This window comes from Streptomyces sp. NPDC051051 (genome assembly GCF_040682975.1).
Lineage (GTDB): Bacteria > Actinomycetota > Actinomycetes > Streptomycetales > Streptomycetaceae > Streptomyces.
In genome coordinates this window covers 1-25,850 of sequence record NZ_JBFBCB010000058.1, presented here as the reverse complement: position 1 = coordinate 25,850, position 25,850 = coordinate 1, and the positions used below count along the sequence as shown (strand labels likewise).

Genomic DNA, 25,850 nt, shown 5'->3' with positions numbered 1-25,850 from the left:
GTGCGGCCACGGCGCGGGCGGGCCTTCGGGGCGTGGTGCGCCGGGCTGCTGCTCGCCGGGGTGAGCGCCGTCGTCGCGTGCCGCGCGGCCGACACCGACCTGCGCACGCCGGTCCCCCAGCTGCTCGCCTTCCTGCCCTGGCTGCTCGTCCCCACCGGGGTCGCCCTGCTGCTGTCACTGCTCGCCCGCTGGTGGGCGGGGCCGGTGTGGGGCGTCGTCGTGCTCGGGCTGCTCGCCTGGTTCATCGAGCCGTACGGCAAGGTCGGCCGACCCGAGGGGCCCGCCGTCGCACGGCTGCGGGTGCTCACCTCCAACGTGGAGTTCGGCCGGGCGACGGACGCCCTCGTCACCGCCGTGCGCCGGGAGGAACCGGACGTGGTGTTCGTCTCGGAGTGCGAGTACGGCTGTCAGGCCACCGTGCGCCGGGAACTCGGGACGGCGTTCCCGTACCGGCAGGCCGTCGAGGGGGACACCTCCGTCGGGTCCGTCGTCCTCAGCCGGTTCCCGCTGGCGCCCGCCCCCGCCGTGCCCGGCCGGATGGGCATGCCCGGTGCCGTCGCCGACGTCGACGGGCGGCCCGTACGGCTCCAGCTCGCGCACCCCGAGCCGCCGCTGCCCCGGCAGGTCACCCTGTGGAAGCGCGAGCTGGGGCGGCTGCGCGACTTCGCCGACGACCACCGCGACGACGGGCCGCTGATCGTCGCCGGGGACTTCAACGCCACCCAGGACCACGCCGCGTTCCGCCGGATCCTCGACACCGGACTGCGCGACGCCGCCCGGCTCGCGGGCAGCCCCCGGGAACCGACCTGGCCCAGCCGTACCACCCCCGTCCTCGGCGCCCAGATCGACCACGTCCTCGTCTCCGGCGAGTTCTCCGCGACCCGCGCCCGCTTCCTCGACCTCCCCGGCACCGACCACCGCTCCCTGCTCGTCGACGTCACCCTCCACCGGCCGGGATGAGCCGGGGCGGGGACCGTGAACGCGACGACGGCGGCCCGGATCCGCGTCGAGCACGGAACCGGGCCGCCGTTCGGGGCGGAGATCCCCACGGACGTGGGGAGGTGGCGGAGGCGGCGGCGAGGACGATCGCCTCACCGCACCAGCCGCGGCCCTCCGCCGTGGTCCTTCTCCGCGGGCGCCTCAGACGCCGATGTCCTCGCCGTCCTCGCGCCACACCGACACGACCGCCGGGCGGACGATCTTGCCGGGCCCGTCGGGCCAGGTGCTCTTCGGGTTCTCCACGGAGGCGCCGTCCAGCTCGCCCGGGTGCTGCACGGCGACCAGCACACGCCGCTCCTGGATGAGCGGACCGCAGGTCTCGGCGCCCGAGGGCACCGTCAGGAACTGCTTCAGCTCACCGCGCCGCGAGCCGCGGGTGGCGACCCCGAACAGCCCGTCGTGCGAGCCGAGCTGCGAGCCGTCCGTGGAGATCCACAGGTTGCCGTGGGCGTCGAAGGCCACGTTGTCCGGGCAGGAGATCGGGCTGACGGCGTCCTTCGGGAAGCCCGCGAAGTACGTCGCCGGGTCCGCCGGGTCACCGGCCACCAGGAACAGCGACCAGGCGAACCGCGTCGACTCCGGACGGTTCCAGCGCTCGGTCAGCTCCAGGACGTGCCCGTGCTTGTTGGCGTTGCGCGGGTTGGCCTCGTCCGCCTTGGCGTTGGAGCCGACCCCGCGGTTGCCGTTGTTGGTCAGGGCCACGTACACCTTGCCGGTGACCGGGTTCGGCTCGATGTCCTCGGGGCGGTCCATCTTCGTCGCGCCGACCTTGTCACCGGCGAGGCGGGTGAAGACGAACACCTCCTCGGCGGTCATGCCCTCGACGTGCGAGACGGCGCCCTTCGCGGTCGCGGTCGCCAGCGGGATCCACTCGCCGGCGCCGTCGAACTCGCCGTCGGCGGGGAGCTTGCCCGTGCCGTCGATCTCGATCGCGGGGGAGTCGCCGGTGAGCCTGGCGACGTACAGCGTGCCCTCGTCCAGCAGGGAGAGGTTGTGCTCGCGCACGGACCGGCCGCTGCCGTGCCGCATCCGCTTGCTGCCGACGAACTTGTAGAAGTAGTCGAAGCGCTCGTCGTCACCGGAGTAGACGACCGGACGGCCGTCGTGCGTGAGCCGGACGGTCGCGGCCTCGTGCTTGAACCGTCCCAGCGCGGTGTGCTTGCGCGGCGTGGACGACGGGTCGTACGGGTCGAACTCGACGACGTAGCCGAACCGGTGCACCTCGTTCGGCTCCTGGGCGACGTCGAAACGCTTGTCGAACCGCTCCCACTTGCGCTCGGTGGCCCCGGTCCCGATCCCGTAGCGCTTGTCCGTCGCCCGGCCGCTGTTGGCGAAGTACTGGTTGAAGTTCTCCTCGCCGTGCAGCGTCGTGCCCCACGGGGTGGTGCCGCCCGAGCAGTTGTTGAGCGTGCCGTACACCTTGGTGCCGGTCGGGTCGGCGGAGGTCTTCAGCAGGTCGGAACCGGCGGCGGGCCCGGTCAGCCGGAACTCGGTGGTGGCGGTGACCCGCCGGTTGAGGTGGTGACGGGGAACGGCGACGAGCTTGCCGGTCTTCCGGTCCCCCTCGACCACGACGGCGGACAGGCCGTGCGCGGCCCAGGCCACCTCGACCTGCTGCCGGGTGGGGTTGGCGGCGTCGTAGCCGCGGAACATCAGCACCTCGTCGGTGTACTCGTGGTTCGCGACCAGCAGCTGCCGGTTCCGCTCGCCCGGCAGCGGCAGCAGCGCCAGGAAGTCGTTGTTGTACCCGAACTGACCCGCCTGGGCGGCCGCCGTCTGGTTCTCCGGGTCGAAGGCCGGCGCCCCGCGCAGGATGGGCTCACCCCAGCGGATGACGACGTTCTGGGTGTATCCGTCCGGTACGACGACGGCGTCGACGGTGTTCGGCGCGACGCTGCCGTAGCGCAGCCCGCGCGCGCCGGACGGCTTCGAGGGCTTCGACGGCTTCCCGTGGCCGGGAGTGGCCGCGGTGGCCGGACGCGCCCCGGCGACACCGGCCGCCCCGGCGGCGCCCGCCACCGTGACGACGGCGGCGGCGCGCATCATCGAGCGGCGGCTGAGGGCTCCCGCGATGACGTCACCGACGTACTCGTTGTCGCTGGTGTTGGGCACCTCGTGGAAGCAGGCGTCACCACACCGGAAACGACAGGTCATGGCGGACCGTCCGCCCGGATACGACGGGGACGGCGTTCCGATGAGCGGCAGCAGCTTGCGCACCTTTGATCTCCCTTGCGTGCCCTTGGTATGGCCGTGACGGTAGGGGCACGTATGTGCGCAGGCGCTGACGCTGAGTGAACGGCGGGTGAATCCCCGACTGCCACCAGGGTGTTCACGGGGCCGGGAGGCGGTGTTGACACACCCGCCGGACGCCCACTCACCCCTGCCGAAGATCACCCTCGGAGGCCGCTAACCTTACGTGTCCGTCCTGGCCAGGGATTGACGGGAACAACTCACGCGAAGGGTTGCGCACATGGGCATTCTCACTCTCCTGCGGAACGCATTCGGCCGTTCACGCAAGGGGCGCACCGCCGAGGCGGAGGGTGCGGCGCGGATTCCTTCGCAGCCGGAACCCGCGAACCACCCCGAGCCGCAGCCGACGGAAGCGACCACCACGACCGAACCGACGACCCCCACCCCGGTCGTCCCCACCCCCGCGCCCGAGCCGGCGGCCCAGGTCCCCGAGCCCCGCACGGCGGCGGAAGAACACGAACTGGTCGCGGCGGCCTTCGACAACGTCACGGTCCCGGACCTGGCAACCCTCCCGAAGACGACCACCGAAGCCTCCCTGACCTCGGAAAAGCCCGAGCCCTCGGAGGAGCCGGCCGCAAAGACCGAAACCCCGGAGGAGCAGCCCGCCCCGGAGGAGTCCTCGGCCGCGGAGGAGCCCTCGACCACGGAGGAGCGGGAGCGGGAGCCGGAGACGGTGACCGAGCCGGTCGCGGAGCCGGAGGTGCCGACGGCCGAACCGGTCACCGGGACGGCCACCGAGAAGGACGAGCCGGCTGTCGCGGAGCCGGTCGCGGAGACGACTGCACCCGCGGTCGAGGAGCCCGCCACCGAGGACGTGGCCGAGCCGGCCACCGAGGACCAGGCTCCGGAGACGACGGAGCCTGCGGAGGTCGCGGAGGCGACTCAGGAGCCCGAGGCCGAGGCGGAGGCGGAGGGCACCCCCGAGGGGGAGCCCGAGGCCAAGGCCGAGACGGAGACCGTCCCCGAGGCGGAAGCCGAGGTCACCCCCGAGGCCGAGCCCGAGGCAGTGTCCGAGACGAAGGCAGAGGTCGCACCGGAGGCGGAGCCCGAGGCCGAGACGAAGCCCGAGCCTGAAGCGGAGCCCGAGACGGAGGCCGAGCCCGAGGCGGAGGCGGAGGCGAAGGCAGAGGTCACGCCCGAGCCCGAGCCCGAGGCAGAGCCCGAGCCCAAGGCGGAGGCAGAGGTCACGCCCGAGGCAGAGCCCGAGCCCAAGGCGGAGGCCGAGATCGAGGCGAAGCCGGAGGCCGAGGCGGAGACCGAGACCGAGGCGAAGCCCGAGCCCGAGCCCGAGACCGAGGCGAAGCCGGAGGCCGAGGCGGAGACCGAGATCGAGGCGAAGCCCGAGCCCGAGCCCGAGACCGAGGCGAAGCCGGAGGCCGAGGCGGAGACCGAGATCGAGGCGAAGCCGGAGGCCGAGAGCGACACGGCTGAGGCAGAGCCCGAGGCCGCCGACGGCGAGGACGCCCCACAGGGGCCACCCGCAGACGACATCGAGACCCGCACGGGTGGTGCGGGTGGGAACGACCCCGCCGAAGGCGAAGCCGAGGCGGAGGCCCCCGAACCGGCGGAGCCCACCGCGGAGCCCACCGTTCCGCCCCACCTCACCACCGCCCACAGGGCAGCCGCGGCCACCCTCGCCAAGCTGGACCTCACCACCGCCGAGGCGGACGTCTACCTGGTCCTGGACCGCTCCGCGTCCATGCGCCCCTACTACAAGGACGGCTCCGTCCAGGCCCTGGCCGACCAGATCCTGGCCCTCGCCGCCCACCTCACCGAGGCCCCGGCCCAGGCCCCCACCGTCCACGTCGTCTTCTTCTCGACCGAGCTGGACGGCACCGCCGACCTCGCCCTCACCGACCCCGAGAGCAGGATCGACGACCTGCACGCGGAGCTGGGCCGCATGGGCCGTACCAGCTACCACGTCGCCGTGGAGGCCGTCGTGGCACGCCACGAGAAGCGCCACGGGAAGCACGCGACGTCCCGCCCCGCCCTGGTGGTCTTCCAGACGGACGGCGCCCCGGACGCCAAGACCCCCGCCACCCAGTCCCTCGCGGACGCGGCGGAGAGCCACCCCACCCTCTTCTTCTCCTTCGTCGCCTTCGGTGAGCACGACAACAAGGCGTTCGACTACCTCCGCAAGCTGAAGACCGGCAACACGGCGTTCTTCCACGCGGGCCCGACTCCGCTGGAGCTCACGGACCAGGAGCTGTACGAGGGCGTACTGGCGACCTGGCGCCCGTAGGCCCGGCGAACACCTCCCGTACGCCGCCCGCTTCCCACCCCGTAAAACGGGAGGCGGGCGGCGTACCCGTGTCGGCTACGATTTGAGTTCCGTACATAGCAACCTGGGAGCAGCCCCCGATGGCTCGACACCTCATCACCAGCGCCCTTCCGTACATCAACGGAATCAAGCACCTGGGCAACATGGTGGGGTCCATGCTCCCGGCGGACGTGTACTCCCGGTACCTCCGCCAGCGCGGCCACGACGTCCTGTACATCTGCGCGACGGACGAGCACGGCACGCCGGCCGAGCTGGCGGCGAAGGAGCAGGGCCTGCCGGTGGCGGAGTTCTGCGCGCAGGCGCACGACGCCCAGAAGGCGGTCTACGACGGCTTCGCGCTGGCCTTCGACCACTTCGGCCGCAGCTCCTCGCAGCAGAACGTCGAGATCACCCAGCACTTCGCCCGCCGCCTGAACGAGAACGGCTTCATCGAGGAGCGGGCGATCCGGCAGGTGTACTCGCCCGCCGACGGCCGTTTCCTCCCGGACCGCTACGTGGAGGGCACCTGCCCCCACTGCGGCTACGACAAGGCCCGCGGCGACCAGTGCGAGAACTGCACGCGCGTCCTGGACCCCACCGACCTGATCGACCCCCGCTCGGCGATCTCCGGCTCCACGGACCTGGAGGTCCGCGAGACCAAGCACCTCTTCCTCCTCCAGTCGAAGCTCCAGCAGGAGGTCGAGGAGTGGGTGTCCCGGCACGAGGCGCACTGGCCCCAGCTGGCCTCCTCCATCGCCCGCAAGTGGCTGACGGAGGGCCTGCACGACCGCGCGATCACCCGCGACCTGGACTGGGGCGTCCCGGTCCCGGCCGACACCTGGCCGGACCTGGCCGCCGAGGGCAAGGTCTTCTACGTCTGGTTCGACGCCCCGATCGAGTACATCGCGGCGACGAAGGAGTGGGCGGACGCGGCGCCCGACGGAGAGGTCCGCGACTGGAAGTCGTGGTGGTACGAGGCCGACACGGGCGAGAACCCCGTCCGCTACACGGAGTTCATGGCGAAGGACAACGTCCCGTTCCACACGGTGATGTTCCCCGCCACCGAGCTGGGCGTGCGCGAGCCGTGGAAGATGGTCGACTACGTCAAGGCCTTCAACTGGCTGACGTACTACGGCGGTAAGTTCTCCACGTCCCAGAAGCGCGGCGTCTTCACCGACCAGGCGCTGGACGTCCTGCCCGCCGACTACTGGCGCTACTTCCTCATCGCCAACGCTCCCGAGTCGGACGACTCGTCCTTCACGTGGGAGCACTTCACGGCCACGGTCAACAAGGACCTCGCCGACACCCTCGGCAACTTCGTCAACCGCGTGCTGTCGTTCTCCAGGAAGCGCTTCGGCGAGGAGGTCCCGGCGGGCAGTGCGCCCGGCGAGGCCGAGGCGAAGCTCGGCACGGAGATCGCGCGTCTCCTCGCCGAGTACGAGGAGCAGATGGAGGCGCTCCAGTTCCGCAAGGCCGCCGCCGCGCTGCGCGCGCTGTGGTCGGCGGGCAACTCCTACCTGGAGGAGAAGGCCCCCTGGCTGGAGATCAAGACCGACAAGGACGCCGCGGCCCTGACGCTGCGCACGGCGATGAACCTGATCCACCTGTACGCGGTGGTCTCGGAGCCGTTCATCCCGGCGACGGCGAAGGTCATGCGGGGGGCGTTCTCCCTCCCCTCCGACACGGCGACGTGGGTCACCGAGGCGGAGGCGAAGGCCCTGACCGCGGTCCCGGCCGGCACCCCCTTCACGGTCCCCCCGGTCCTCTTCGCCAAGCTCACGGACGAGGACCTGGAGACGTACAAGGAGCGCTTCGGCGGCGTCGACGAGTGACGCACCGTGCGGGAAGGGAGACGGAACGCGTCCCCCTTCCCGCGGCCGGAGCGGAGGCCGGGCGGGACGGAGCGTGAGGACGCAGCCGTGGGGGGTCCCCCGCTCCGCCGTGTTCCCGTCAAGCCGTATGGTTTCCGCCATGGCAGTTCCCGAGGTCGTTCCGATCGCCTACCAGCCGAAGCACCGCACCGAGTCCATCGGGCGGTACGCGGACGGCCAGTTCCTCGCGTCGGTCACGTACGCCTTCCCGCAGGGCTTCCGTCCCGACGACGGCTGGGAGGAGCACAAGCGCCTCTACACCGTGCTGCACACCTTCGACGCCGAGGGCCGCTACCGGGACTCCGACATCTGGTGCGCCGGCACCTGGGCGCAGCAGCAGCGCGACCCCCACGGCGACGACTCGCCCCTCACCCGCGCCCGCGTCCGCCTGGCCGGCCTCCTGCGCAGCCTGCCCCGCCGCTCCTACACGGACATCGCCGTCCGCCCCTTCCAGGTCACCCACGAGGACGTGCTGTTCGGCCTGGTGATCCGCAAGGACGAGGACGGCGACGAGGGCGAGGACTGGGCGGAGCTGTACCCGGACCGGCTCGGCTTCGGCGCACCGTGGAACGGCACGTACGACACCTGACGGGATCACCCGCCCGGCACGGCCGCGCAACTGTTCGGCATCCCGGCGGCGTCCCCCACTACGACACCGACGACACAGTGGGGGACCTTCATGGCTCTTTTCGGCAACGCGCACACCATCGACTCCGGAACGGCCCAGCAGGACTACGCGCGGCTGCTGGGGCAGGGGGAGCAGGTGCACGCCGCGTATCTGCTGATCCGGGACACGATCCTGTTCACCGACCGGCGGCTGCTGCTGGTCGACAAGCAGGGCATCACCGGGAAGAAGGTGGAGTACCACTCCGTCCCGTACCGCAGCATCACGCACTTCGCGGTGGAGACCGCCGGCACCTTCGACCTGGACGCCGAGCTGAAGATCTGGGTGTCGGGCGCGGCGACGCCGATCCAGAAGACGTTCACCAAGGGCGTGGACATCTACGAGGTGCAGGCGATCCTGACGCAGTTCGTGACGCGGTAGCCGGTCCCGACCGTCAGCGTGCCGAGGTGTACGCCACGAAGTCCGCCCAGGCGTCGGGGGAGAGCGCGAGACGGGGGCCTTCGACGTGCTTGGAGTCGCGGACGTGCACGGTGCGGGACGTGACGGCAAGCTCGACACAGGAGTTGCCGTCCGTACCGCCGCTGTAGCTGCTCTTGAACCACGCCAGTTCGGAGGCGTCCCCGGCGGATGCCTTGCGCATCATGTCTCTCCCAGCAATTGCTCGATGAAGGTCAGCGACTCCCGAGGTGAGAGAGCCTGCGCCCGGATGGTGCCATACCGCAGTTCAAGGATGCGCAGTTGCTTGGGATCGGTGATCGGCCGCCCGCTGAACGCACCGTCGGAACGCCCCACCGCCGTACCGTCCGGGAACTTCAGCAGTTCGATCCTGCCGTCCAGTCCTGGGTGGGCCTCGGTGTTCGTCGGCATCACCTGGAGTGTGACGTTGTGCAACCGCCCAATATCCAGAAGGCGTTCGAGCTGCTGTCGCCACACCATTGTGCCCCCAACCTGCCGACGCAGCGGTGCCTCTTCCAGCACGAAGTGGATCGACGGGGCCGGGGTGCGGTCGAAGACCGACTGACGGGCCAACCGAGCTGCAACCATGCGGTCCACGTCATCCGGTGAGTACGGCGGCTGCGCAGCCTGGATCAGGGCGCGCGCATGCTCGGGGGTCTGCATGAGCCCCGCAATGATGCTGCACTCGTACACCCCGATCTCGACCGCCTTGCCCTCCAGCTTCCCCAGCTCCCGAACCTTCTTCGGATACCGGACCTTCTTCACGTCCTCCCAGGCCGCCGCGACGAGCCCGGACGCGCCCAGCACCTCGTCGGCCTTGTCCAGGTACTCCTGCCGGGGGATCCGCTTGCCGCCCTCGACCTTGTAGACGAGGTCCTCTCCGTACCCGACCGCCACCGCGAAGTCGGCGGCCCGCATCCCCACCGACTCCCGCCGCAGCCTCAACTGCCTTCCCACCGTGGCGAGTACGGCCACGCCCCACTCGTCGTCCGGGTCCACCTCCCACCCCGGCTCGTCCGCCTCGGTCCGGAGCCGTACCGCCTCACCGTCCACCGACATACCGCACCCCTCTGTCGTACCGCCGTGCCGTGACGCCCCTACCCGTAGGCCCGTTTCCGACGGTCCGGACAACAGCCGACAAGCTCCGGACAGTCACCCTACGTATCAGCGCTGTCACTGTTCACGGTAAGCACGTACGACCACGCTCGGTCCCGTGAACAGCGAAAAGTCCACCCAACTCCTCCCGTCCGCCGACCACTTCAGCGTGCTCCTGTCACCCACGCCCCGCGGCGCCCGCCTCGCGCGGCTGCTCGCCACGGACTGGATGCGCGACCGGGACCTGCCCCACCGCGTCACCGAGGCCGCCGAACACCTCGTCGCCGAACTCGCCACGAACGCGGCCACCCACGCCCGGCTCCCCGGACGCGACTTCCGCCTCGTCCTCCTGGCCCGCGGCGCGGTCCTCCGCGTCGAGGTCACGGACACCCGCGGGGACGACCTCCCGCACCGCCGGCGGCCCGCCCCCGACGCCGAGTCCGGACGCGGCCTGCTCCTCGTCGAGGCCCTCGCCGACCGCTGGGGCGTGAAGCTGGGGCCGGTTCCTCGCAAGACCGTATGGGCAGAACTCGATCTACCGCCACTCTGACCAGCGGAAACGTCACCGGTACCGGAACCCGACCGCGTGGGTTCCGGTGCCGTCGGCCGTCTTTTCCAAGGACCACGAGAGGGAAAGAAACCCCACCAAGCCCCACCCCTCCCGCCCACGGCGCAGGCTCACTCTCGCGAGTGAACATCACCAACTGGATTGGATTTATGACGGGTTGCCTGCCCTACGCTCAGCGCAGCACGGCACATAGCCCCAGACACGCAAACGGCCCTCGCCGGGACTGGCATCCCACTGCGAGGGCCTGACCACCAAGGAAGTCGACCCTTCCCGATGGACACCCAAAACCCTAGCGTGCGCCCGCACGCCCAGTCCCGTATCGGCGGGAAAAACCACCCCTACCGGCACGCCCACACGAAGGGCCACCCCGGCGGCGTCACCCACGACAACACCCGCCACACCACCCGCTTCACGGTGATCGGCAACCACCTCGCGCAGCACTCGGACCTGTCGCTGCTGGCGATCGGACTGGCCTGCCACATCCAGTCCCTCCCGACCGGCGCCCCCATCGGCATCAAGACCCTGGCCGCCCGCTTCCCCGAGGGCCCGACCCGGATCGCCGCGGCGCTGCGCGAACTCGAAACCCACGGCTACCTGCGCCGCACCCGCGAACGCACCCCGACCGGCCGGATCGTCACCCGCACCGTCTCCTGCAACCAGCCCGGCCGAGGCGACGACGCGTCCGGAGCGGGCGAGACGACCGAGCCTCCGGCCCGCCGCGCGGCCGCCGCCCCGCAGCAGAAACCCCCGCGCCGCGCGGCCCTTCCCGCCGTGCCGAAACCCTCGTACACCTCGCCCGACCTCCTCCGCACGGCCACCGACGTCCTCGCCGGCCTGCGCCGCGAGGACCCCCGCCTGCTGCTCTCCGCCACCGACGCCGAACACCTCGCCCCCGGCGTCGCCGCCTGGCTGGAGCGCGACCTCACCCCCACCGCCGTACGCAAGGCCCTGGCCCGCGACCTGCCCCTGGAACCCCTGGTCCGGCCCGCCGCCTTCCTGGCCCACCGCCTGACGGCCAAACTGCCGCCCCTCCCGCCGTACCGAGCGCCCGAGCCGCCACCGCCCGTCCGGCACCCCCTGCGTTTCTGCGACACCTGCGGCCTCGGCTACCGAGGCCCCGACCCGCACCACTGCCGGGGATGCGCCTCAGCGGGTGTCGGTTCCGGTGTTCCCGACGCCGGAACCGACGAGCCGTCCCTCGTTGAACAGAGCCGACCGTGACAGGCCGCTCGCGGCCTGCCCGGTTCCCGGTCCGGCCCTCCGCGGCCCCGTCCGGATGCCCTGGTCAGGGCACCCTGTGGAGGACATCATGAGCACTCAGGCCGATCACGGGCACGAGCTGATCCCGCGTCCCGAGCAGACTCCTGACGCCCTGCGCACGGCTATCGCCGTCGTCGATCCCAGTCGTCTGGACGAGATGCAGGCCACGAAGGACGGTGCCTTCGCCAAAGCCGTGGAGTGGCAGTCCCTCAGCCCTGTGCGGAGCTGGGTCCTCACCTGGGCCCGAGACATCGAGATCGCCCGGCGTTCCGACCTGTCCTCCCGCTTCGCCCGGGCACAGAGCAGGCTGGAGCACGAAAACCCAGCCATCGCCCAGGAGGCTCTGCGGGAGCTGAGCGCCGTCCTGGACGAAGCCATGAAGGCAGTGGGCGGTTGAGCTGGAAGTAGGAGTACGCCTTCGGCGCGGAGGAAACCGTCCGCACCGCACTCGCCGCCTTCCTCGCCGGTGTGGAGAGAAAGGCGGACGAGCTGGTCAGAGCCGCCGAAGCCGTCCACCTTCACGGCCGGGCCCACGAGGGCATCGACCCGAAGGGGGCGACGTCATCGTCCCCGGCGGCATGTTCGGATACCAGGTCGTCGTACGCAGCGAACGCGTCTACGTCGTCCAGATCACCTACCTGGGATTCTGAGAACACTGTTCCCGGGAAGGAACACCCCACGTGCACCGCGCCCCGCGAACCGCATGGGTACGCGAGGGCCGGGGGCTCGTGGTCTCCCGGCCCTCGCGTGTCTCGGGTGCCCTACTTGAGCACGCCCGCCCCCGTCGTCGTGGCCAGCGACGTCGGCAGGTTGGCCGCCGAGGTCTCCAGGCCCGTCGTGAGGGTCGGGGTCCAGTTGACCGTGGTCTTCAGGTCCTTGGAGGAGGCGGCGTTGTAGGCGGCGACGAGGTCGGTCACCGTGCCGTTGACCAGGTTGCCGGAACCCTTGACCGAGCCGGTGCCGTCGCCGCTGAGGAGCTTGGCGGCCTTCGCGCCGGACGGGAGCTTCCAGTAGTTGTTCTCGGCGACGACCTGGGCCTTGGCGCGGGAGTTGATGCTGTACTGCGGCGCGTAGCCGTTGAGGGTCGTGACGTCGTAGTAGTTGTTGTAGATGTGGATCTGGCCGATGCGGGCCAGCGGGGCGCGCTGGACGATGCCCTTCCACACGTTGTGGTGGATGGAGACGCGCAGCTTGCCTACGCTGTCGGTGTCGCTGCTGCCGATCAGCATCGTCTTGTCGTGGTTGGTGAACTGGTTGCGCGACACGGTCACCAGATCGGAGCCCTTGGTGATGTCGAGCGAGCCGTCGTGGATCTGGTACTCGCGGCCGAAGTACTTCGGGTTGGCGCTGTCGAAGTGCGGCCCGTCGGTGAACGTGTTGTGGTCCGCCCACACGTGGGTCGCCCCGCGCAGGGTCACCGAGTCGTAGTTGGAGTTCCAGTTGCCGTCGTCACCGTCGGTCGGGTCCCACTGCGGGAAGCAGTCCTCGGTGGCGGCGAAGGCCAGGTTGCGGACGATGACGTTGTCCACGTTCTGCACCTGGAGCATGCCGCCCGTGATGCCGGCCGCGGTGCCCGGCACCCCGACGATGGTGGTGTTGGCGGGCACCTTGAACGTGACGTTGAGGGCCTGCTTCTTCTGGGCGGCGGCCCGGGCGCTCTCCTGCGTGCCGGAGGGCAGCTTGGAACGGCCGTAGGTGGCCGGGTCGTAGGCCTTGAGGTAGGCCGACAGCGAGTAGCCGGTGCCGGCCGCGTAGTCGGCGCAGGTCAGCTTCTTGCCGGAGTCGTCGGTGTTGGCGTCGATGGTGCCGCTGACCTTGATGATCCGGGGCGTGGTGTCGCTCGCGGAACCGAGCGCCTTCACCAGCTGGGCGCGGGTGGAGACGGTGAAGGTGTGAGCGGCGTCGGCCTTCGCACCACCGGTGGTGCCCGTACCGGACGACGCCCAGCCGTCCTTGGCGGCGAGCGTCTGGTGGTACAGGTCGACGGTCCCGGCGTTGGCGTTCATCACGACGACACCGGCGCCGACACCCGCGGCCACGACGGCGGCGGAGAGCACCAGGGCACGGCGCGAGCGGAGGGACCGGCGGTGGGAGGGAGCTGCCACGGTGGATCCTTACGGGGGAGGAGCGGGGTTACGTCCTGTCAGTGGTCGCCGCCCGGTGAAGAGTTGCCGTGTGGGGGAAAGTTTTTTCTCCGCCCCCTCCGGCTCGGCTCCGTCCCCCTCGGGCCCCCTCCGGCCCGGCTCCGCCGCGTCCACCGCCGCGACGCCTCGGGGCGTACGGCCGCACGTGCCCTCTCCCGCCGTCAGCCCGCCGCAGGGGACGCGGGCCCCGGCGCCGTCGCCGTCTCCCCGCCCAGTCCGGCGCGCCCTCTCCGCAGATGGTCCAGCCCTTCCCGCGCCACCTGCGTCACCTCCGCGTACTCCGCCGCCGTGCGGGCCTCCGCCAGCCGCGCCCGTGCCACGCGGTGGCACTCCGCCGCCCTGGTCAGCGCCCGTGCCGTGTCCTCGCCGGCGCCCGCCCAGGCCCGCGCGTCCGGCGGACCCAGGCCCGCGCCGAGGCGTACGAGCCACTGGTTGGCCTCCGCCTCCGCGTCCAGTCCGGACGGGGGACGAGGCCGCCGCGAGCGGCGCCGGGCGGCCGTCCCGGAGACCGCGCCGACCGCGGCGACCGCGCCGACGAGCAGCGCCACCGACAACACGACCATGAACCCCATGCCTGCGTTCCTCCCTCACCGCACCCGCCTGTGCCTCCCATGAGACGCCGCCCCGCTGTGGACGGGCTCCGGGGTTCCTGTGGGGCGCCGGTGAGGTCTCCGCAAGAGGCCGGCCCGCCACCATGGGCGGCAGCCGTCACTCCCCGGAAAAGCGGAAGTGGCCCGGAACCGACGTCGGTTCCGGGCCACTCACGTCACACCGTCTACTTCGGCTGCGGCTTGCGCACCGTCAGGTGCAGCTCACGCAGCCGGGCCTCCTCCAGCTCCGTCGGCGCGCCCATCATCAGGTCCTGGGCGTTGCCGTTGAGCGGGAAGGCGATCGTCTCGCGGATGTTCGGCTCGTCCGCGAGCAGCATGACGATGCGGTCGACACCGGGGGCGATGCCACCGTGCGGCGGGGCGCCGAAGCGGAAGGCGCGCAGCATGCCGGCGAACTTCTCCTCGACGGTCTCCCGGTCGTAGCCGGCGATCTCGAAGGCCTTGAGCATGATCTCCGGCTCGTGGTTGCGGATCGCGCCGGAGGACAGCTCGACGCCGTTGCAGACGATGTCGTACTGCCAGCCCAGGATGTCCAGCGGGTCCTGGGTCTCCAGGGCCTCCAGGCCGCCCTGCGGCATCGAGAAGGGGTTGTGCGAGAAGTCGATCGCGCCGGTGTCCTCGTCCTTCTCGTACATCGGGAAGTCGACGATCCAGCAGAAGCGGAAGACGTTCTCCTCGAAGTGTCCGGCCCGCTTGGCGGCTTCGACCCGCACGGCGCCCATGATCTTGGAGACCTCGTCGAACTCGCCCGCCCCGAAGAACACGGCGTGCCCGGCGGCGAGGGAGAGCCGCTTGGTCAGCTCGGCGACGTCGTCCTCGGTGAGGAACTTCGCGATCGGGCCCGTCAGCGAGCCGTCCTCCGCCACGCGCACCCAGGCCAGGCCCTTGGCGCCCAGCGTGACGGCGTAGTCGCCGAGCTGGTCGAAGAACTTGCGGGGCTGCGCCGCGACGTCCGGCACCGGCAGGGCGCGCACGTGCTTGCCGGCGAAGGCCTTGAACTCGGAGCCCTCGAAGATGTCGGTGATGTCCACCAGCTCCAGCTGGGCCCGCAGGTCCGGCTTGTCCGAGCCGTACTTCAGCATCGCCTCCCGGAACGGGATGCGCGGGAACGGGGACGTCACGTGCCGGCCGTTGCCGAACTCCTCGAACAGCTCCGTCATGAGCTTCTCGATCGGCTGGAAGACGTCCTCCTGCTCGACGAAGGACATCTCCACGTCGAGCTGGTAGAACTCGCCCGGCGAACGGTCCGCGCGGGCGTCCTCGTCCCGGAAGCAGGGCGCGATCTGGAAGTACCGGTCGAAGCCGGAGATCATCAGCAGCTGCTTGAACTGCTGCGGGGCCTGCGGCAGGGCGTAGAACTTGCCCGGGTTCAGGCGGGAGGGGACGACGAAGTCACGGGCGCCCTCGGGCGAGGTCGCGGACAGGATCGGCGTCGCCATCTCGTTGAAGCCCAGCGCCGTCATCTTGTGACGGATCGCCGAGATGACGGCCGTACGCAGCATGATGTTGCGGTGCATGCGCTCGCGGCGCAGGTCGAGGAAGCGGTACTCCAGGCGCCGCTCCTCGTTGACCCCGTCCTCGGTGTTGATCGTGAAGGGCAGCGGCTGGGCCGCGCCGAGCAGCTCGACCTCACCGACCTCGACCTCGACCTCACCGGTGGGCAGGTCCGCGTTGACGTTCTCGGCGCCGCGGGAGACGACCTTGCCGTCGACACGGACCGTCGACTCCTTGGTCAGCTTGTCGAGGGCCTCGTACGCGGGCGTGCCCGGTCGGGCGACGAGCTGCGTGATGCCGTAGTGATCGCGCAGATCGATGAAGAGGATGCCGCCCAGGTCGCGCCGATTGTGCAGCCAGCCGCTCAGCCGGACGTCGGTGCCGACGTCAGAGGCGCGGAGCTCGCCGCAGGTGTGGGACCTGTACCGATGCATCGTCGTTCATCCAGTCTTCGCGGATCGGGGGCATGTTTCACGTGAAACAACCCCCAGGGTACCGGGCGCCCCATGATCGGCTCCCCCCATTACGGGCCCGGCGATCGGTGGCAATCCTCGATCGCATGTTCTTAAAGTGGGGCAATGCGCACTGGCGAGCCTCTGCCCGCCGTGGGGGAGGTCCTGGTTTCCCTCGCGACCGGCCTGTGGCACTGGGACACCGCCACCGGGCTGGTCACGGTCGATGCCGAGGCGGCCCGGCTGCTCGGGCTGCCCGCCGAGGGCACCGTCCTCACGGAGGCCCAGGCCAGGGCCCGGCTGCACCCCGTCGACTGGAACGAGATCACCGGCGTGGTCCAGCTGGCCGTCGCCGAGGGCACCCTCGCCGAGGTCCGCATCCGGATCATGGACGACCGAGGGCGGATCGTCCGGGTCGTCCGCAGCCGCTCCAAGCCGTCCTTCGACCGGGTCAAGAAGGCGTACGAGCTGATCGGCACCCTCCAGGAGGTCACCGAGCCCTCGCCGGGCACCCCGGCGGGCCGCAGCGCCGTCACCGGCGACTGGCGCCGCTCACGTGAGGCCTTCCTGCTGGACGCGGGCCGGGCGCTGGCGGAGGCCCGGTCCACCGAAGAGGTGCTGCGGGTCGCGGCCGGTCTGTCGATGCCGGGCTTCTCCCCGGACGGGCTCGCCGTGTTCGGCGTGGAGGGCGACCGGCTGACGATCATCGGGCACCACGGACAGCAGGACGGCGACGAGGACCCCTTCACCCAGATGTCGCTCCAGACGGACTACCCGGCGGCGGAGGTCGTCCGCACCGGCAAGGCCGTCTACCTCTCCTCGCCCGAGCAGTACAAGTCCCGCTACCCCCTCACCTGGCCCCTCGCCGCGCAGTTCGGCCGCCATTCCTGGGCGTACCTGCCGCTGACGGTGGCCGGACGCACCATGGGCGCCTGGATGGCCGCCTTCGCCTACCCCGTGGCGTTCACCCCCGACGAGCGGTCCGTGCTCACCACCGTGGCCCGCATGCTCGCCCAGGCCCTCACCCGGGCCGGGGCCGCCGAGACCCAGCGGGAGCTGACGGACGGGCTGCAGCGCTCCATGCTGCCCAGCCTCGGCCCCGAGATCCCCGGCATGTCCCTCGCCGCCCGCTACATACCGACCGGCGGCGGCCTCCAGGTCGGCGGCGACTGGTACGACCTGATCCCGCTGCCCAGCAAACGGTTCGCGCTGGTCATCGGGGACGTACAGGGCCACGACGTGCGGGCGGCGAGCCTCATGGGCCAGCTCCGCATCGCCCTGCGGGCGTACGCGGCCGAGGGCCACGGCCCCGACGCCGTCCTCTCCCGCGCCTCCCGCTTCCTCTACGGTCTCACCCACACCGACGAGGCCCACTCCGATCTGCGCTTCGCGACCTGCCTCTACGTCGAGGTCGACCCCGTCACCGGCGTCCTGACCACCGCCCGCGCCGGGCACCTGGACCCGGCGATCCGGATGGCCGACGGCACCGTCATGGTCCGCGCCACGGCCGGCGGGCTGCCCCTCGGCATCGACCCGGACGCCGACTACCCCGTCAGCCGTCTCGGCCTGGAGCCCGGCGAGGCGCTCATGCTGTGCACCGACGGCCTGCTGGAGACCGGCGGACACGACCTCGACACCGGCTGGCGGCGCGTCCGGAAAACCCTGGAGACGCACGAGGGCGGCCTGGAGGAGCTGGCGGACGCGCTGGTCCAGGCGGTGCACGGGCCGTCGTCGCACCACACCACCGGTCCGCTGGCCGACCGCCGCGAGGACGACATCGCCCTCCTGCTCGTCTGCCGCCGGGACGGCGGGGGCTGCGGCGGTCCGAGCGCCGCCGCACCGGCCCGCCCGGCCCTGCGGCGCTCCATGCTGACGATCGCCCAGGCCGAACCCGAGCGGATCGCCGAGGCCCGCGGGCAACTGCGCGAGCTGCTGCACGACTGGCCCAGCGACGACCAGGTCGACTCGGCCGTCCTCCTGGTCTCCGAGATGCTGACGAACGTCCTCGTGCACACCGACGACGACGCGCTGCTGGTGGCGGAGGTGGCCGGCGATCCCGGCGAACGCCGGATGCGGATCGAGGTCACCGACACCAGCGACTCCCTGCCCCACAAGCGCCGCCCCGGTGAACTGGCCTCGTCCGGCCGCGGCCTGGTCCTGACCGAACTGCTCGCCGACGCGTGGGGGGTGTCCCCGCGCGGCGAGGGCAAGACCATCTGGTTCGAGCTCTACGAGCCGGTGGCGGGCGGTGCGGACGGGGAGTCCGGCGACGACGGCGCCGCGGGACCGCCCGGTGAGGCCCCCGGGGAGCCGGGGGCGGCGTAACGCTGCCGCAGCTCGTACAGCACCCCGAACGCCGCCGCCGTCAGCGGCACGGCGAGCAGCATGCCGAGGATCCCGGCGACCGACGCCCCCGCGGTGATCGCGAGCATCACCACCGCCGGATGCATCTGAACGGTCCGGCTCTGGATCACCGGCTGCAGTACGTGTCCCTCCAGCACCTGCACGGCGAGCACCACCCCGAGCGCCCACAGCGCGATGACGAACCCCCGGTCGGCGAGCGCGACCAGCACGGCGACGGCCCCCGAGAGGAACGCGCCGAGATAGGGGACGTACGCACCGACGAAGACGAGCGCCCCCAGCCCGACCGCGCCGGGCACGTCGAGGACCAGCAGCCCGACGGTGATGCACACGGCGTCGATGAACGCGATGAGCGAGGTCCCCCGCATGAACCCCTCGACGGCCTGGAAGGCCCGCCGCGCCATCGCCTCCAGGCCGTCGGCGGTGCCGTCCGGGGCGGCGGCCCGCAGCGTGGACACGACCCGGTCGGAGTCCCGCAGGAAGAAGAAGACGAGCAGCAGCGCCAGGACGGCCATGGCGAGGCTCTCGCCCACCACGCTCACCCCGCTGATCACCCCGGAGGCGGCCGTCCCGCCGAACTTCGTCGCCAGCTCCCGGACGTTGGAGGCCATGTCGTCGAGCGAGGTCCCGGCGGCCCCGAAGTGCTCGGCGATCCCCCGCGCCGCCTCCTTCAGCGAGGCGACGATCTCGTCCCCGCTGTCCACGAGCGCGACGACGACGATGTACACGGCCCCTCCCACCACGGCCAGAACCGCCAGGCACGTGACCCCCGCGGACACCGACCGGTTGACCCCCGCCCTGACGAGCCGCCGGTGGAACGGCCCCAGCAACGCCGTCCCCAGCAACGCGAGCAGCACCGGCACGACCGCCGTGCGGAACTCCGCACACAGCCGGATCCCGACGTACGCGACCCCCGAGACCAGCAGGATCACCACACACCAGGCGGCGAGACGGCGGACGGGGGCGGGAAGCGACGACAGCACGCGTCCAGCCGACCACGCGCTCCGCGGGTTGTCCTGCGCGGACGGACCGGACGGGTGAGTGACGCCTGGTCAGGCGGTCGTGCCGCTCGACAGAATCGATACATCAGCGCACAGAGGAGTGAACATACCCATTCTGCACACCAATTGAACCTCCGTTTCCTTACTTTCCGAGACGGAGGTGATGCTCGATGTACGAGCAGAACGACATGCCGTCGGACCGGACGGCAACGCGGCGGCAGGACGCCATCGAGATCAGTGACTTCGTGTTCGCGGCTACCGGCGCGCGGGTGCGGAGGCTGACAACGCCGGACGGCACACACTGGTTCCCGGCCGTCGACGTGTGCAGAAACCTGGGCTACTCCCATGTGGGTTCCGCTCTGCGGAACATCGCCGACAAGGCCAACTTCGCCAGTGTCGAGAGTGTGCTCCTGAAGCACACTCTCGACATTCCCGCAGGTCGGGAGTGGCGTCGAGACATGAATCTCGTGAATCTCCCAGGGCTCATCCGGCTGGTCAACGGCTGCACCAAGCCGGAGTCCCAGCCCTTCAAGACCTGGGTCTGCGACGTCATCGCCACCATCCAGCGCGACGGCTCCTACTCCCTGGAACCGGCCGCCGTGCAGCCCGCCGCACCCACCGGCGGCACCGCATACGTCATGCCCCGGCAGGTCGCCGACGCGATCGTGCGGCTGGAGACGCGCAACATCCAGGCCGACGAGATGCTGGCGGCCGCCCAGGAGCAGCACACCGAACTCCTGGGAGAGATCAGCCGCAGCCGGCGAGCGATCGCGAGCAGCCAGCAGGCCATCGCCCGCAGTCAGACCGCGCTTGTCCGCAGTCAGGACCAGATCGCCGAGGCGCTCCAGGAGATCGCGCACGTCCTCAGGGGAAGCCACCCCGAACCGAAGCTGACGCCTCAGCAGCTCCTCGCCTCCTGGAAGGCCAAGAACCTCGTCTTCACCGAGGACATCCACGCGGTGGCGGCCTGCCTGGCGCCCGCGCTCGTCCGGGGCGAGGCCGGTTACCGCATGGAGGAGATCGCCGCTCGCACGGGGCTGTCCACCGCTCGCGTCCACGACTGCCTGCGCACACTGCTCAAGCGCGGCTGCATGCGGCAGACGGGCTGCTCCACGGACGGGGCACCCGTCTACGTGCTGCCGTAGGGGCGCCCGACGAGGACGGGCCCGAAGCCGCAAAACGAAGTTGCGGCTTCGGGCCCTCTCGTACGTTAGCGGCTTCTTCAGGCCTGCGGGCCACTCTCGGACATCCCGTGCACCGCCGGGACGGTGCCCAGGCGCCCCTTCTGGAAGTCCTCGAACGCCTGCTGGAGCTCGTCGCGGGTGTTCATGACGAACGGGCCGTAGTGGGCCATCGGCTCGCGGATCGGCTGCCCGCCGAGGAGGACGACCTCCAGGTCCGGGGTGTGGGAGTCCTGCTTCTCGTCCGCGCGGACGGTCAGCGAACCGCCGGCGCCGAAGACCGCGGTCTGACCCAGGTGGACCGGGCGGCGCTCCGCGCCGACCGAACCCCTGCCCGCCATGACGTAGGCGAGGCCGTTGAAATCCTCGCGCCAGGGCAGGGTGATCTCCGCACCCGGCGCCAGCGTCGCGTGGACCATGGTGATCGGGGTGTGGGTGATGCCGGGCCCGGCGTGGCCGTCCAGCTCACCGGCGATGACGCGCAGCAGGGCGCCGCCGTCGGGGGAGGTGAGCAGCTGGACGCTGCCGCCGCGGATGTCCTGGTAGCGCGGGGCCATCATCTTGTCCTTGGCCGGGAGGTTCACCCACAGCTGGAGGCCGTGGAAGAGCCCGCCGGACATCACCAGGGACTCCGGCGGGGCCTCGATGTGGAGCAGGCCGGAACCGGCCGTCATCCACTGGGTGTCGCCGTTGGTGATGGTGCCGCCGCCGCCCTGACTGTCCTGGTGGTCGAAGATCCCGTCGATGATGTAGGTGACGGTCTCGAAGCCGCGGTGCGGGTGCCACGGGGTGCCCTTCGGCTCTCCCGGCGCGTACTCCACCTCACCCATCTGGTCCATCATGATGAACGGGTCGAGGTGACGGTAGTTGATCCCCGCGAAGGCCCGGCGCACCGGGAACCCCTCGCCCTCGAAACCGCTGGGCGCGGTGGTGACGGTGAGCACGGGACGTGCCACGGCGTCGGCCTGCGCGGTCACACGGGGCAGGGTCAGCGGGTTCTCGACGGTCACTGCAGGCATGTCCGTACCTCCTTGGGCGGCGTACGTCCCAGTTTAGTTGAGCATTGAACTTTCTGCCACCCAGAACGACGCGGGCCCGGAGGACATTCCCTCCGGGCCCGTGCCATCTGGGCGATCAGCGTCCGTCGCCGGGCGGGGGCGTCCCCGCCTCCGGCCGGACGGCGAGTCGTCAGCCGTACATCCGGCGCATCGCGAAGTCGACCATCTGCTCGACGGCCTTCGCGTCGAAGACCATCCGGTGCTCGCCCTCCATGTCGAGGACGAAGCCGTAGCCGGTGGGCAGCAGGTCGAGCACCTCGGCACCGGTGATGACGAAGTACTTCGACTCCTTGCCCGCGTATCGGCGCAGCTCCTTGAGCGTGGTGAACATCGGGATCACCGGCTGCTGGGTGTTGTGCAGGGCGAGGAACCCGGGGTTGTCGCCGCGCGGGCAGTAGACCTTCGAGGTGGCGAAGACCTGCTGGAAGTCCTCGGCGGCCAGCTGCCCGGTGGTGAAGGCCCGCACCGCGTCCGCGAGCGAGGGCGGGGACGGCTCGGGGTACAGGGGCGGCTGCTGACCGTATCCGCCGAGGCCGCCCGGCTGCTGCGGTTGGGCGTACTGCTGCTGCGCGGCGCCACCGTCCATGGGCTGGCCGTATCCATACATGGGCGCAAGCGTACCGAGGGGGGAACCCGGCGTCCGTGGGTAGACCCTTCTCACACTTGGCCGAGTGGGGGTTGCGTCTTATTACCGACGGGTAGCATCATCGGAGCTACTTGTCGGTACGTGAACTAGCGCGAGGATCAAGTGCCTCGCCGATCTCTCTCTACGGAGCGCAGTCGCCATGGGGCACTACAAGTCGAATCTCCGCGACATCGAGTTCAACCTCTTCGAAGTACTCGGGCGCGACAAGCTGTACGGCACCGGCCCCTTCGAGGAGATGGACACCGAGACCGCGAAAAGCATCCTCGAGGAGCTGACCCGCCTCTCGGAGAACGAGCTGGCCGAGTCCTTCGCGGACGCCGACCGCAACCCGCCGGTCTTCGACCCGGAGACCAACACCGCGCCGGTCCCCGCGTCCTTCAAGAAGAGCTACCAGGCCTTCATGGACTCCGAGTACTGGCGCCTCGGCCTGCCCGAGGAGATCGGCGGCACCACCGCGCCGCCGTCGCTGATCTGGGCGTACGCGGAGCTGATCCTCGGCGCCAACCCGGCCGTGTGGATGTACTCCTCCGGCCCGGCCTTCGCGGGCATCCTCTACGACGAGGGCAACGAGACGCAGAAGCACATCGCGAAGTTCGCCGCGGAGAAGCAGTGGGGCTCCACGATGGTCCTCACCGAGCCCGACGCCGGCTCGGACGTGGGCGCCGGCCGCACCAAGGCCGTGCGGCAGGAGGACGGCTCCTGGCACATCGAGGGCGTCAAGCGCTTCATCACGTCCGGCGAGCACGACATGTCGGAGAACATCCTCCACTACGTGCTGGCCCGTCCCGAGGGCGCCGGTCCCGGCACCAAGGGCCTGTCCCTCTTCCTCGTCCCGAAGTACCTCTTCGACTTCGAGACCGGCGAGCTGGGCGAGCGCAACGGCGTCTACGCCACCAACGTCGAGCACAAGATGGGCCTGAAGGCCTCCAACACCTGCGAGATGACCTTCGGCGACCGGCACCCCGCCAAGGGCTGGCTGATCGGCGACAAGCACGACGGCATCCGGCAGATGTTCCGCATCATCGAGTTCGCCCGCATGATGGTCGGCACGAAGGCCATCTCCACCCTCTCCACCGGCTACCTCAACGCCCTCGAGTACGCCAAGGAGCGCGTCCAGGGTCCCGACCTGGCGAACTTCATGGACAAGGCCGCGCCCAAGGTCACCATCACCCACCACCCCGACGTGCGCCGCTCGCTGATCACGCAGAAGGCGTACGCGGAGGGCATGCGCGCCCTCGTCCTCTACACCGCCTCGATCCAGGACGCGATCGCCGTCAAGGAGGCGAACGGCGAGGACACCGCCACCGAGCACGCGCTGAACGACCTGCTCCTGCCGATCGTCAAGGGCTACGGCTCCGAGAAGGGCTACGAGCAGCTCGCCCAGTCGCTCCAGACCTTCGGCGGCTCCGGGTTCCTCCAGGAGTACCCGATCGAGCAGTACATCCGCGACGCCAAGATCGACACCCTCTACGAGGGCACCACCGCGATCCAGGGCCAGGACTTCTTCTTCCGGAAGATCGTCCGCAACCAGGGCGCCGCGCTGAACTCCCTCGCCGAGGACATCAAGAAGTTCCTGGAGCTCGGCACGGGCGGCGAGGAGCTGGCGGGCGCCCGCGAGCACCTGGCCAAGGCCGCCGTCGAGCTGGAGGCCATCGTCGGCCTGATGCTGACCGACCTCGCGGCCACCGAGCAGGACGTCAAGAACATCTACAAGGTGGGCCTGAACACCACCCGCCTGCTGATGGCCTCCGGTGACGTCGTCGTGGGCTACCTGTTGCTCAAGGGCGCCGCGATCGCCGCGGAGAAGCTGGAGACCGCCTCCGCCAAGGACGTGGCCTTCTACACCGGCAAGATCGCCGCGGCGAAGTTCTTCGCGGCCAACGTCCTGCCGGGCGTCACCCTGGCCCGCAAGATCGCCACCGGCGTCGAGCTGGACCTGATGGAGCTGGACGAGGCCGCCTTCTAGACCCCCGGCACGCGCACCGGCACACGCCGGTACGCGTGCCCGCGGGCACCGTCCGGACCGGCGCCCGTCCGCTTCGGCACGGTTGCCCGAACTCCACACCGTCCACACGAAGGCCCGCTCCCCATCACCGGGAGCGGGCTTTCGTACGTCGTTAAGGTGAACCCCATGAGCGAACCCTCCCGCTTCGACCGCGGCCACACCGACGACCTCATGTCCTTCCTGACGGCGAGCCCCTCGCCGTACCACGCCGTGGCGACCGCCGCCGAACGGCTGGAGAAGGCAGGGTTCCGCCAGGTCGCCGAGACGGACGCCTGGGAAGGGACGAGCGGCGGAAAGTACGTGCTCCGCGGGGGCGCGATCGTGGCCTGGTACGTCCCCGAGGGCGCCGCGCCGCACACCCCCTTCCGGATCATCGGCGCACACACCGACTCCCCCAACCTCCGCGTCAAGCCGCTGCCCGACACCGGTGCGCACGGCTGGCGCCAGGTCGCCGTGGAGATCTACGGCGGGCCGCTGCTCAACTCCTGGCTCGACCGCGACCTGGGCCTGGCCGGCCGCCTCACCCTGCGCGACGGCTCGACCCGCCTGGTCGACATCGGCCGGCCGCTGCTGCGGGTGCCGCAGCTCGCCGTCCACCTCGACCGGGCGGTCAACACCGACGGCCTCAAGCTGGACAAGCAGCGGCACCTCCAGCCCGTCTGGGGCCTCGGCGGCGACGTGCGCGACGGCGATCTGATCGCCTTCCTGGAAGAGGAGTCCGGGCTGGCCGCGGGCGAGGTCGCCGGCTGGGACCTGATGGTGCACTCCGTCGAACCGCCCGCCTACCTCGGCCGCGACGAGGAGCTGCTGGCCGGCCCCCGCATGGACAACCTGCTGTCCGTGCACGCGGGCACGGCGGCCCTGGCGGCCGTCGCGACGAGCGGCGCGGATCTGCCGTACATCCCGGTGCTCGCCGCCTTCGACCACGAGGAGAACGGCTCGCAGTCGGACACCGGCGCGGACGGGCCGCTGCTGGGCACGGTGCTGGAGCGTTCGGTGTTCACGCGCGGAGGGTCGTACGAGGACCGGGCACGGGCCTTCGCGGGCACCGTCTGCCTGTCCTCGGACACCGGGCACGCGGTCCACCCCAACTACGCGGAGCGGCACGACCCGACGCACCACCCGCGCGTCAACGGCGGACCGATCCTCAAGGTCAACGTCAACAACCGCTACGCCACGGACGGTTCGGGACGGGCCGTCTTCGCCGCCGCCTGCGAGAAGGCGGACGTGCCCTTCCAGTCGTTCGTCTCCAACAACTCCATGCCGTGCGGCACCACCATCGGCCCCATCACCGCGGCCCGGCACGGCATCCGCACGGTCGACATCGGCGTGGCCATCCTGTCCATGCACAGCGCACGGGAGTTGAGCGGAGCGGACGACCCGTACCTGCTGGCCAACGCGCTCGTGGCGTTCCTGGAGGGCTAGGGCGTGTTTCGAAAGTAGCGTCGTCTGCCCGAAGGGCAGGCCCGGCGGCGTCTGGTGCGTGCGATCGCAAGGCGGAGGGTCGCCCCGA

At 70.8% G+C, this 25,850-nt stretch carries 21 protein-coding genes; 12 read left to right on the top strand and 9 right to left on the bottom strand.

Annotated elements, in window-relative coordinates:
* Complete coding sequence (locus AB0N31_RS31295; protein ID WP_366061845.1) at window positions 1-960, top strand: endonuclease/exonuclease/phosphatase family protein; 960 nt, start codon at window positions 1-3, stop codon at window positions 958-960.
* 180 nt (window positions 961-1,140) lie between these two features.
* On the opposite strand, the gene AB0N31_RS31290 is transcribed toward AB0N31_RS31295, so the two are convergent.
* Window positions 1,141-3,216 carry a PhoX family protein gene (locus tag AB0N31_RS31290; RefSeq protein ID WP_366061844.1) on the bottom strand — a complete coding sequence of 692 codons (2,076 nt, stop codon included), beginning with the start codon at window positions 3,214-3,216 and terminating at the stop codon, window positions 1,141-1,143.
* Window positions 3,217-3,469: 253 nt separating this feature from the next.
* Here AB0N31_RS31290 and AB0N31_RS31285 point away from each other — a divergent pair, with 253 nt between their 5' ends.
* The 4 genes from AB0N31_RS31285 to AB0N31_RS31270 all read left to right on the top strand — a co-directional run bounded on the left by AB0N31_RS31285 (window position 3,470) and on the right by AB0N31_RS31270 (window position 8,425).
* Window positions 3,470-5,491 (top strand): VWA domain-containing protein, encoded by a 2,022-nt coding sequence (locus AB0N31_RS31285; RefSeq protein ID WP_366061843.1) that lies wholly within the window; start codon window positions 3,470-3,472, stop codon window positions 5,489-5,491.
* 119 nt (window positions 5,492-5,610) lie between these two features.
* Window positions 5,611-7,341 (top strand): methionine--tRNA ligase, encoded by a 1,731-nt coding sequence (gene metG / locus AB0N31_RS31280; protein ID WP_366061842.1) that lies wholly within the window; start codon window positions 5,611-5,613, stop codon window positions 7,339-7,341.
* A gap of 139 nt (window positions 7,342-7,480) precedes the next feature.
* Entirely contained in the window at window positions 7,481-7,969 is a 489-nt protein-coding gene (locus AB0N31_RS31275; RefSeq protein WP_366061841.1) for a hypothetical protein, read from the top strand.
* A 90-nt stretch (window positions 7,970-8,059) separates the two neighbouring features.
* On the top strand, window positions 8,060-8,425 hold the full coding sequence (locus AB0N31_RS31270) for a PH domain-containing protein (RefSeq protein WP_366061840.1): 366 nt from the start codon (window positions 8,060-8,062) through the stop codon (window positions 8,423-8,425).
* Between the two features lie 13 nt (window positions 8,426-8,438).
* On the opposite strand, the gene AB0N31_RS31265 is transcribed toward AB0N31_RS31270, so the two are convergent.
* Together AB0N31_RS31265 and AB0N31_RS31260 are read right to left on the bottom strand one after the other, a co-directional pair.
* Window positions 8,439-8,648 carry a DUF397 domain-containing protein gene (locus AB0N31_RS31265; protein ID WP_366061839.1) on the bottom strand — a complete coding sequence of 70 codons (210 nt, stop codon included), beginning with the start codon at window positions 8,646-8,648 and terminating at the stop codon, window positions 8,439-8,441.
* On the bottom strand, window positions 8,645-9,520 hold the full coding sequence (locus tag AB0N31_RS31260) for a helix-turn-helix transcriptional regulator (RefSeq protein WP_366061838.1): 876 nt from the start codon (window positions 9,518-9,520) through the stop codon (window positions 8,645-8,647). Before AB0N31_RS31260 ends, AB0N31_RS31265 begins: the two co-directional genes overlap by 4 nt.
* 154 nt (window positions 9,521-9,674) lie before the next feature.
* Here AB0N31_RS31260 and AB0N31_RS31255 point away from each other — a divergent pair, with 154 nt between their 5' ends.
* From AB0N31_RS31255 to AB0N31_RS31245, 3 genes are all read left to right on the top strand, one after another.
* Window positions 9,675-10,106 (top strand): ATP-binding protein, encoded by a 432-nt coding sequence (locus AB0N31_RS31255; protein ID WP_366061837.1) that lies wholly within the window; start codon window positions 9,675-9,677, stop codon window positions 10,104-10,106.
* Between the two features lie 291 nt (window positions 10,107-10,397).
* Window positions 10,398-11,345 (top strand): helix-turn-helix domain-containing protein, encoded by a 948-nt coding sequence (locus AB0N31_RS31250; protein WP_366061836.1) that lies wholly within the window; start codon window positions 10,398-10,400, stop codon window positions 11,343-11,345.
* 88 nt (window positions 11,346-11,433) lie between these two features.
* Window positions 11,434-11,781: a hypothetical protein gene (locus AB0N31_RS31245; protein WP_366061835.1), complete on the top strand. Its 348-nt coding sequence runs from the start codon at window positions 11,434-11,436 to the stop codon at window positions 11,779-11,781.
* Between the two features lie 364 nt (window positions 11,782-12,145).
* Here AB0N31_RS31245 and AB0N31_RS31240 read toward each other — a convergent pair whose 3' ends face one another.
* The 3 genes from AB0N31_RS31240 to aspS form a co-directional block, all read right to left on the bottom strand.
* Complete coding sequence (locus AB0N31_RS31240; RefSeq protein WP_366061834.1) at window positions 12,146-13,489, bottom strand: polysaccharide lyase family 1 protein; 1,344 nt, start codon at window positions 13,487-13,489, stop codon at window positions 12,146-12,148.
* A gap of 200 nt (window positions 13,490-13,689) precedes the next feature.
* Window positions 13,690-14,100 (bottom strand): hypothetical protein, encoded by a 411-nt coding sequence (locus AB0N31_RS31235; protein ID WP_366061833.1) that lies wholly within the window; start codon window positions 14,098-14,100, stop codon window positions 13,690-13,692.
* Between the two features lie 203 nt (window positions 14,101-14,303).
* Window positions 14,304-16,067, bottom strand: coding sequence for an aspartate--tRNA ligase (aspS, locus tag AB0N31_RS31230; RefSeq protein ID WP_366061832.1), 1,764 nt, complete (start codon window positions 16,065-16,067; stop codon window positions 14,304-14,306).
* A 144-nt stretch (window positions 16,068-16,211) separates the two neighbouring features.
* Between aspS and AB0N31_RS31225 the strand changes: the two genes are divergently transcribed.
* On the top strand, window positions 16,212-18,410 hold the full coding sequence (locus AB0N31_RS31225; protein WP_366061831.1) for a SpoIIE family protein phosphatase: 2,199 nt from the start codon (window positions 16,212-16,214) through the stop codon (window positions 18,408-18,410).
* On the opposite strand, the gene AB0N31_RS31220 is transcribed toward AB0N31_RS31225, so the two are convergent.
* Window positions 18,314-19,426, bottom strand: coding sequence for an AI-2E family transporter (locus AB0N31_RS31220; RefSeq protein ID WP_366061858.1), 1,113 nt, complete (start codon window positions 19,424-19,426; stop codon window positions 18,314-18,316). The genes AB0N31_RS31225 and AB0N31_RS31220 overlap by 97 nt on opposite strands.
* A gap of 191 nt (window positions 19,427-19,617) precedes the next feature.
* Between AB0N31_RS31220 and AB0N31_RS31215 the strand changes: the two genes are divergently transcribed.
* Window positions 19,618-20,592 carry a BRO family protein gene (locus tag AB0N31_RS31215; RefSeq protein WP_366061829.1) on the top strand — a complete coding sequence of 325 codons (975 nt, stop codon included), beginning with the start codon at window positions 19,618-19,620 and terminating at the stop codon, window positions 20,590-20,592.
* Window positions 20,593-20,669: 77 nt separating this feature from the next.
* Here AB0N31_RS31215 and AB0N31_RS31210 read toward each other — a convergent pair whose 3' ends face one another.
* Window positions 20,670-21,647, bottom strand: coding sequence for a pirin family protein (locus tag AB0N31_RS31210; protein ID WP_366061828.1), 978 nt, complete (start codon window positions 21,645-21,647; stop codon window positions 20,670-20,672).
* Between the two features lie 169 nt (window positions 21,648-21,816).
* Entirely contained in the window at window positions 21,817-22,293 is a 477-nt protein-coding gene (locus AB0N31_RS31205) for an SseB family protein (RefSeq protein WP_366061827.1), read from the bottom strand.
* 178 nt (window positions 22,294-22,471) lie between these two features.
* Here AB0N31_RS31205 and AB0N31_RS31200 point away from each other — a divergent pair, with 178 nt between their 5' ends.
* Window positions 22,472-24,298 (top strand): acyl-CoA dehydrogenase, encoded by a 1,827-nt coding sequence (locus AB0N31_RS31200; RefSeq protein WP_366061825.1) that lies wholly within the window; start codon window positions 22,472-22,474, stop codon window positions 24,296-24,298.
* A gap of 165 nt (window positions 24,299-24,463) precedes the next feature.
* Window positions 24,464-25,762 (top strand): M18 family aminopeptidase, encoded by a 1,299-nt coding sequence (locus tag AB0N31_RS31195; protein WP_366061824.1) that lies wholly within the window; start codon window positions 24,464-24,466, stop codon window positions 25,760-25,762.
* Window positions 25,763-25,850: the final 88 nt, after the last annotated feature.